This window comes from Neolewinella antarctica (genome assembly GCF_011927835.1).
Lineage (GTDB): Bacteria > Bacteroidota > Bacteroidia > Chitinophagales > Saprospiraceae > Neolewinella > Neolewinella antarctica.
The window spans coordinates 1-1,191 of the sequence record NZ_JAATJH010000023.1; the positions used below are offsets into that span (position 1 = coordinate 1).

Below are 1,191 nucleotides of genomic sequence, written 5' to 3' on the forward strand. Positions count from 1 at the left end.
CCATACTACTAGACATTTTTAACAATCGGGTGATTTTGTCCGGGATCGAGCGCTATTATTCGATAAAGGAACTTTTCCAGATTCGCGCACCAAGGTGTAATCAAACTTAGGCCTTTACGAAAGATTGATTCTGCGGGAAAAGACGATCCGTCAGCATACTGGATTTTTCGGATCGTAGACCGGGCGGCCCAGCCTACTCGGATGGTTAAGCTGTAGGCCAGACACACTATCGCCATCAGTAAATTGCTCTTATCCACTGCTCTTAAGTTCAAGTCTTCTAGTCCAAAGCCGTTTGACTTAAGGTGGCGAAAAAGGCATTCGATTCTCCATCGCTTGATGTATTGGTCGACGGTCTTTTTCAGCGGGCGAATGATCGTCAAGAAAATGATTACTTCTTCTCCTAAAGTCTGCTTGGGGTTGTGTCGCATGGACAGGTAAAACTTTTTTCCCTTGATCTCGATTTGCTTTCGACAGAATTTACCTTCGTACCGACACTGATCGTACATCTCTTGATAAGATTTGCCTGGCGCAGCGTTGACCTCGTGATAGTAGTTGATAAACCGAAGTCTAATAACAAAAGGTATCTTATTGGTTTCCAGGTAGTTAAACCACTTCTTTCCGATGTACTCTCGATCAGCAAGTAACGTCATTCCCGACAGATCGAATCGGGAAGTAGCTTGCTCAAACAGCTCTTCTCGTTCCGCTTGGGACGAAGCGCCAATTTTGCTGAGTTGTTTCCAATAAATAGGAACGGCTACGTCTCCCACCAATACGCTCAAAACCATGTAGTGATATTTTTGACCGCCACGTTTCCAACTTGTTCCATCCAGTAGTAAATAGGTAAATCGAAAGCGTTTTAGTAGCCGAAGAATTCTTTGTTGCAAGTCCACTAAAAACTCCTCGCTATCGTGCCATTCCTCAAAAAATCTGATCAGGCGACGGTAATGACTGGCTGGTTGAACGTCCTCATTTCCCAGTACTAACCCTACATAATCCTTTAACTTCCAAAGCGAACAAGTACGCCCAAGGATGAGGGTTTGCAGTAGGACGTGGAGATTTTTAACGGCTCCAAGACCATATTTATCATAAAGATCATTAAATTTACGGAGTGGCAGGGTTGACATAATTGATAGTTGTAGTTAACTTCAATTTACTGTTTTCCCTGTCATTTTCAAAATGTCTAGTAGTGTG

The 1,191-nt window shown here is 43.2% G+C and carries 1 protein-coding gene; it reads right to left on the reverse strand.

The features are described from left to right. Positions 1-8: 8 nt before the first annotated feature. The gene (locus GGR27_RS19765) at positions 9-1,124 is read right to left on the reverse strand and encodes a transposase (RefSeq protein WP_168040644.1); all 1,116 of its coding nucleotides are present in this window, start codon (positions 1,122-1,124) and stop codon (positions 9-11) included. Between the last annotated feature and the right edge of the window lie 67 nt (positions 1,125-1,191).